Below are 6213 nucleotides of genomic sequence, written 5' to 3'. Positions count from 1 at the left end.
TCGATATCGGCCAGCAATATGTCCGACGCGCGCGCCAGTTGTACCGCCAGGCAGGTATCGAGAACATCGCTCGAGGTCATGCCCTGATGCATGAAGCGCGATTCTTCGCCGACATTTTCTGCAACATTGGTCAGGAAGGCGATGACATCATGCTTCACTTCGCGCTCGATCTCGTCGATCCGCGCGACATCAAACTTGCCCTTGGCCCAGATCGCGGCTGCCGCTTCCTTGGGCACCACGCCGAGTTCGGCGAGGGCATCGGTGGCGTGGGCTTCGATTTCGAACCAGATCTGGAATTTCGATTCAGGTTCCCAGAGGGCGACCATTTCGGGGCGGGAATAGCGTGGGATCATGATTGGTCCTTGGATAAAGAGCAGCTTTGCGGCAATGATGTGCCGAGATTTGCGGCCCCGCTAGCACCAACCAAATGAGTCGGCAATGGAGCGGCGGAAACAGGGAGAATAAAATGCGATTGGCAGTGCTCACCGGCGGCGGCGATGTCCCGGGCCTCAACCCGTGCATCCAGTCGATTGCAACTTCGGCATGGCAGCGGGGCTGGGACGTGGTTGGATTGCGTCGCGGCTGGGAAGGGGTGCTGGAAATTGATCCCGCCGATCCCTGGGCGAACGAAAACAGCGTCATGATGCTCGACCGGGATCGGGTGCGCGGTATCGACCGTCAAGGCGGCACTATATTGCACAGCTCCCGCTGCGATCCCCGTGCGACGGATCAGGGTGACCAGACCCAAAAGGTTCTGGACGTTCTCGATGCTCTCGAGGTCGATGCGCTGATCACCATGGGCGGGGATGGTACGCTGCGTTTCTCGGCCTATCTGTCGAGCCTTGGCCGCAACGTCATTTCGATCCCAAAGACGATGGACAATGATGTCTATGGCACCGATTATTGCATCGGGTTTTCGACCGCCGTCACTCGTTCGGTGCAGGCGATAAATTCGCTGCGCACCACGGCAGCGAGCCATGAGCGGATCGCGGTGATCGAATTGTTCGGGCGGCGATCGGGCGAAACCGCTTTGCTCTCCGGTTTTCTGTCGCAAGCCGACCGGACGGTGATTGCAGAGGTTCCCGCAGACATGGATGTGCTGTTGCCGTTGCTGCTCGAAGACAAGGAGGCGAATCCTGAATCCTATGCGATATGCCTGGTGTCCGAGGGGGCTCTGCTATCAGGTTCCACCGATTTTGCCGACGAGATCAACAAGTCGAACACCAACCGCGATGGCCTGAACATAGGTATCCAGCTAGCGCGTGAAATCGAGGCACGCAGTGGCCAGAGGACTATCGTGCAGGAGCTTGCCTATCTGATGCGCGCCGGAGAACCGGACGCGATGGACCGGATGGTCGGCTTTGCGTTTGGTGCGTTGGCGGTGCAGCTGATCGAGCAGGACCGGATGGCCGAAATGGTCTGCCTCAGCGATGGCAATTATGCCACGGTGCCGATCGGCACGCTGCTGGAGGACAGCAAGGGGGTCAATGTGTCGGGGCTTTATGATGCCAACCAATATCGGGCGAGCCTGATACAGGTCGAAGGTATGCCGATGTTCCTGTACTGAATGTCGCTGTAACAAATTCGCCGCTCGCACGAACCTGTCCGGAATGAGGGGTTAATATGACAGCCGCACCAGATTTTCAGGAAGAGCGCTTTTCTCCCTTTGTCCGCGTCACCGTTCGGGGCTGGGTCAAGACCTATCGGTCGGTTATTGCGCTGGTCAGTCCGTTTTTCGATTTGCTGATACGGCTTTTGGTCGCTCAGGCGATTTTCCGTTCCGGTATCGTGAAACTGGGCGATTGGGATACGGCACTGAACCTTGCACGATTTGAATATCCAGTCAGCTGGATGGCACCGGAAACGGCGGCGGTTGTCGGCGTGTTGATTGAAGTGATCGCACCGATGCTGCTGCTCTTCGGTCTGTTCACACGCGGCGCGGCGCTCGCTATCCTGACGTTGCTGGCCATCAGCCAGGTCGAATATATCCCGATCGATTTCAACCTCTGGCTAGTCGCGATACTCGGCTGGTACGTGCTGAGCGGGGCTGGGGCGTTTTCGTTCGACAGGGCGGTGTCTGCAGGTCTCGGCGGAAGTGCATTGCCCTTTGCTCGGCCGATGATGCGGGTTTTTGGATGGATGACCGAATTTGGAGCGCCTGTGTGGCTGATGATCTTGCGGTTGTGGATAGCGGCGACGTTGCTCAGCTTAGCCGGGTTTCCGGGTTTCCCCGATGCGAGTATTTTCCTGCCGCTCGACAGTTTTGAGGGATTGGGTTTAGCGGCGTCCACATGTCTTGCGTTTGCGCTGGTTGCCGGGTTTATGATCCCCGTTGTCGGATGGTTGCTGATATTGTCGCTGAGCACATTGATGGTGATGGGCCTGCATCCCGATCTGTCGCTCTTTCCGATTCTATCTTTTGGTCTGCTGTTGGTGTTCGGCGCCGGTTATATGTCCTTCGATCGCCTAATCTCGCGCTGGCTGGAATCCAATATATTGTTCGACCGCAAATATGATGAGGTTCCCGGCCATTGGCCGCATGTCGTGGTGGTCGGTGCGGGGTTTGGCGGGCTTGCCTGTGTGAACAAGCTCAAAAACCTGCCGGTCAGAATCACCCTCATTGACCGGCATAACTACCATCTGTTTCAGCCGCTGCTCTATCAGATCGCGACCGCCGCCCTCTCTCCAGCCGATGTTGCCACGCCGATACGGGGATTGTTCCGCAGGGATGGCAACGTCCGCGTGGTTCTGGGCGAAGTCAGCGGGATCGACAGCGAAGCGAAGACTTTGACCTTTGGCCGGAACAGCATGGACTATGATCATCTGGTCCTCGCAACCGGAGCTTCACACAGCTATTTTGGCAAGGATGAATGGGCTCCATTTGCACCGGGCCTCAAAACCATTGAAGACGGCGTATCGGTGCGCGCCAGCGTCCTGCGGGCCTTTGAAAAAGCGGAGTCGTCGAGCGATCCGGCGCGCATCAAGAGGCTGCTGACATTTGTCATCGTCGGAGCCGGCCCCACCGGTGTCGAGTTGGCGGGTGCCATTGCCGAACTGGCCCATCACGGACTGAAGGACGAATTCAGCCGGATTGATCCGGCGCAGGCGCGGATCATCCTGGTCCAGTCAGGCGACCGGATATTACCGGCATTCCCGGAAGAACTTTCGGCTCGTGCAGCGCAATCGCTGGACAATCTGGGCGTGGAAATTCGCATGGGTTCACGGGTGACCCATATTGCCGCCGATCATGTCGAGATCGGCAAGGATATCGAGATTGCGACCGAAACCGTTCTATGGGCGGCCGGTGTGGTCGCTTCACCGGCTGGTCGCTGGCTGGATACGCAGACTGACCGTGCGGGCCGGGTGCTGGTCGATGATCATCTGTGCGTTGCCGGCCATCATAATGTCTTCGCCATTGGCGATACCGCTGGCAGCAACGGTTGGGATGGCAAACCCGTGCCCGGGCTGGCCCCGGCGGCGAAACAGGCCGGAACCTATGTTGCCAAATTCCTTGAAAAGCAGTTGCTGGGCGAAGCGATGGTGGCGCCCTTTGTCTATAGGCATCAAGGCAGCCTTGCGACCATCGGTCGCAAAAGTGCCGTTGCCGATTTCGGCTTTTTCAAACTCCATGGCGCGCTCGCCTGGTGGCTATGGGGTGCCGTGCATGTCGGTTTTCTGTCGGGAACCCGCAACCGTATTTCCGTGCTGGTCAACTGGATCTGGTCCTATTTTACGATGCAGAATGGAATCCGACTGATTACCGGCAAGGACAGCGGAGCCTGATCCGCTAGATCAATCCCTGTGATCGAAAGGATGTATGGCCGTCCTTGCCGATGATGATATGATCATGGACGGCGATGCCGAGGGTCCGCGCTGCGTCGCAAATGTCTTTCGTAATCGCGATATCCTGTCGGCTGGGGCTGCTGTCGCCGCTCGGATGATTATGGACGAGGATGATCGCCGCCGATCCCAAAGCCAGCGCGCGCTTGATGACTTCGCGGGTATAGATGGCCGCCTGATCGATCGACCCTTCGCTGACCAGTTCATCACGGATCAGCCGGTTTTTGCTGTTGAGGTGCAGTACCCGCACCCGTTCGTGGGCGAGATGCGCCATATCGGCCCTCAGATAATCGAGCAAAGCCTGCCAGCTCGCCAGAATCGGTTGTTCGCGCACCGGCTCGGAAACCAGGCGCAAGGCGGCAATCTGGACGACTTTCAGTGCGGCTGCGCTGGTTTCTCCCATTCCGGGAAAATTGGCTAGCGCATCGCTATCGGCCACCAAAAGTCCGCAAAATCCTCCAAATTCGTCGATCAGTTGCTTGGCGAGTGGTTTGGTGTCGCGGCGGGGAATGGCCAACGCAAGCAGATATTCGACCAGCTCATGATCTTCCAGGACGTCTCCCCGACCCGTCAATATCCGACGGCGCAGGCGTGCGCGATGACCGCTGCCCTGCTGAGATGAAGTTGACTGATTGCCGGTACCTTCGGTCATAGGTCGCCTGATACCAGAACAAAACAGGAACTGGGTCGATAAGCGGAAAACAGACCGGAAATGTCCAGTATCGGTATTGAGCCGGAAAACTCGTCCGCTAGACACTTGTACATTGCAACTTAAGGAAGAATTCTGCATTTCAACCGCGATGGATGAAGAAATCGCCAATGACCTCGTCGGTCGCCGTTTCCGGTTTCGGCTGTTCGGCGGGATTTTGCTTGTTCTGATCCTGCTTGCTCTGATTGTCCTGTGGATCAGCCGGACAACGCTGGCCGACAATGTCATCCAATCCGAACTTGACCAGATGGACGTCACCGCGAGCTATGAAATCGAGGATATCGGGCTTCGCAGGCAGGTCATTCGCAATCTGGTGATCGGCGATCCGGAACGTCCCGACCTGACCGCCGAGCTGGTGGAAGTCGGCAACTCGCTGTCGTTGGGCGGCGTCGGCGTGAATTGGGTACGGGCGAGCGGCGTCAAGCTGTTCGGGCGGCTGGAAAATGGCAAGCTGACTTTCGGGGAGCTCGACAAGTTCACCGATCCGGAGGATGACAGCCCGCTCGCGCTGCCTGCTATCTGGCTGAATTTGACCGACGCCAAGCTTCGCGTAGACAGCGAATATGGCGTCATCGGACTTGCGCTAAATGGTGAAGGCCATCTGCATTATAGCTTTAACGGAGAAATCGCGGCGATCAGCCGGAATCTGGATGCCGGTGGTTGCAATCTCGAACGGCCGACCTTCTTTGGCGAGATCGCGATCCGCGACAAGAAGCCGCAATTAAAGGGACCCCTGCGGATACCGGCGGTGACATGCAGCAATCTCGATCTGGCAGGACAAGATTTCGCCGCGCAGGTCTCGGTTGACCTTGGCGATGATCTGGCCAGCTGGTCGGGCAACGCCGGTCTGGTCGGTGGGCCGTTTCGCTATGCCGATTATTCCAGTCGGAACATCACAGCCACCGTTGAATTGACCGGTGATTTCAACCAGAGCAGTGGCGATGTGGATCTGTCCGCAAGCGGCTTGAAGTCCCCTTATGGCCGCGCCGAAGTTTCGCGGATCAAGGGGCTGTTTGCGCTGGGTTATGGCGCTTCGCCGATGACCGCCAGCTTTACCGGGCAGCCGGAAATCCGCGGTGTTCGGGTTGCGCAGAACATCTTGCAGCAAGCTGCAAGCCTTTCGAAATCCACCGCCGGGACGCCGGTTGGTCCTATCGTGGCGAGGCTTGCAAAAGCGGTGCAGCAGGCTGGAAACAACCTGGATATATCCAGCGACATCAAGTTTTCCAAAGGGGCAGGGCGGACAACGCTTGCGTTCAATGCGCTTGCGGCCCGCTCGCGGTCCGGCGCAACGCTGACCCTGAGCGATCCGTTGCTGCTTGCCTTTACCGACAAGAATATCCGGATGCTGGCCGACGGAAACATCCGGCTCGCCGGCGGCGGTTTCCCGAGCGCCAAATTGGTGCTGGATGACGGAAGCCTGTCGCGCGGCTTTTCCGGACGGCTCGAAATGGCCACCTACCAGGCCGGTACGGCACAGCTGAAAATTCCGGCCCTGGCTTTTTCACCGGCGCGTCGGGGCGGCACGAATATCGACGGACGGATATTGTTGACCGGACCGCTTGGCGACGGACAGATCACCGGCCTGCAAGTGCCGATCACCGGGAATGTCGGACGAAATGGTAATTTCGCTCTGTTCCGCCAATGCGTCAATCTGCAATTTG

The 6213-nt window shown here is 58.1% G+C and carries 4 protein-coding genes and 1 pseudogene; 3 read left to right on the top strand and 2 right to left on the bottom strand.

The features are described 5' to 3' along the window. The coding region (locus WBM93_RS06795) for a lyase family protein (RefSeq protein ID WP_424429932.1) at positions 1-353 on the bottom strand (353 nt) is incomplete at its 3' end. Between the two features lie 113 nt (positions 354-466). On the opposite strand from WBM93_RS06795, the gene WBM93_RS06790 reads away from it, so the two are divergent. Both WBM93_RS06790 and WBM93_RS06785 read left to right on the top strand, forming a co-directional pair. Next, the gene (locus tag WBM93_RS06790; RefSeq protein ID WP_424429929.1) at positions 467-1567 is read left to right on the top strand and encodes a 6-phosphofructokinase; all 1101 of its coding nucleotides are present in this window, start codon (positions 467-469) and stop codon (positions 1565-1567) included. Positions 1568-1623: 56 nt separating this feature from the next. Beyond that, entirely contained in the window at positions 1624-3783 is a 2160-nt protein-coding gene (locus WBM93_RS06785) for an FAD-dependent oxidoreductase (RefSeq protein WP_424429927.1), read from the top strand. Between the two features lie 4 nt (positions 3784-3787). Here the strand turns inward: WBM93_RS06785 and radC are convergent, their stop codons facing one another. Beyond that, positions 3788-4492 carry a RadC family protein gene (gene radC / locus WBM93_RS06780; RefSeq protein ID WP_424429924.1) on the bottom strand — a complete coding sequence of 235 codons (705 nt, stop codon included), beginning with the start codon at positions 4490-4492 and terminating at the stop codon, positions 3788-3790. Positions 4493-4604: 112 nt separating this feature from the next. Here radC and WBM93_RS06775 point away from each other — a divergent pair. Then, a pseudogene (locus tag WBM93_RS06775) lies at positions 4605-6213 on the top strand (hypothetical protein); the annotation flags it as partial.

The sequence above is a fragment of the Parasphingorhabdus sp. genome (assembly GCF_049667325.1).
Taxonomy (GTDB): domain Bacteria; phylum Pseudomonadota; class Alphaproteobacteria; order Sphingomonadales; family Sphingomonadaceae; genus Parasphingorhabdus.
The sequence above is the reverse complement of the archived record's forward strand: the minus strand, read 5'-3'. Positions and strand labels throughout refer to the sequence as shown.

Excerpts from the sequence above, each read along its gene's own strand:
- WBM93_RS06790 (WP_424429929.1), top strand. The coding sequence starts at position 467 with ATGCGATTGGCAGTGCTCACCGGCGGCGGCGATGTCCCGGGCCTCAAC.
- WBM93_RS06785 (WP_424429927.1), top strand. The coding sequence starts at position 1,624 with ATGACAGCCGCACCAGATTTTCAGGAAGAGCGCTTTTCTCCCTTTGTC.
- radC (WP_424429924.1), bottom strand. The coding sequence starts at position 4,492 with ATGACCGAAGGTACCGGCAATCAGTCAACTTCATCTCAGCAGGGCAGC.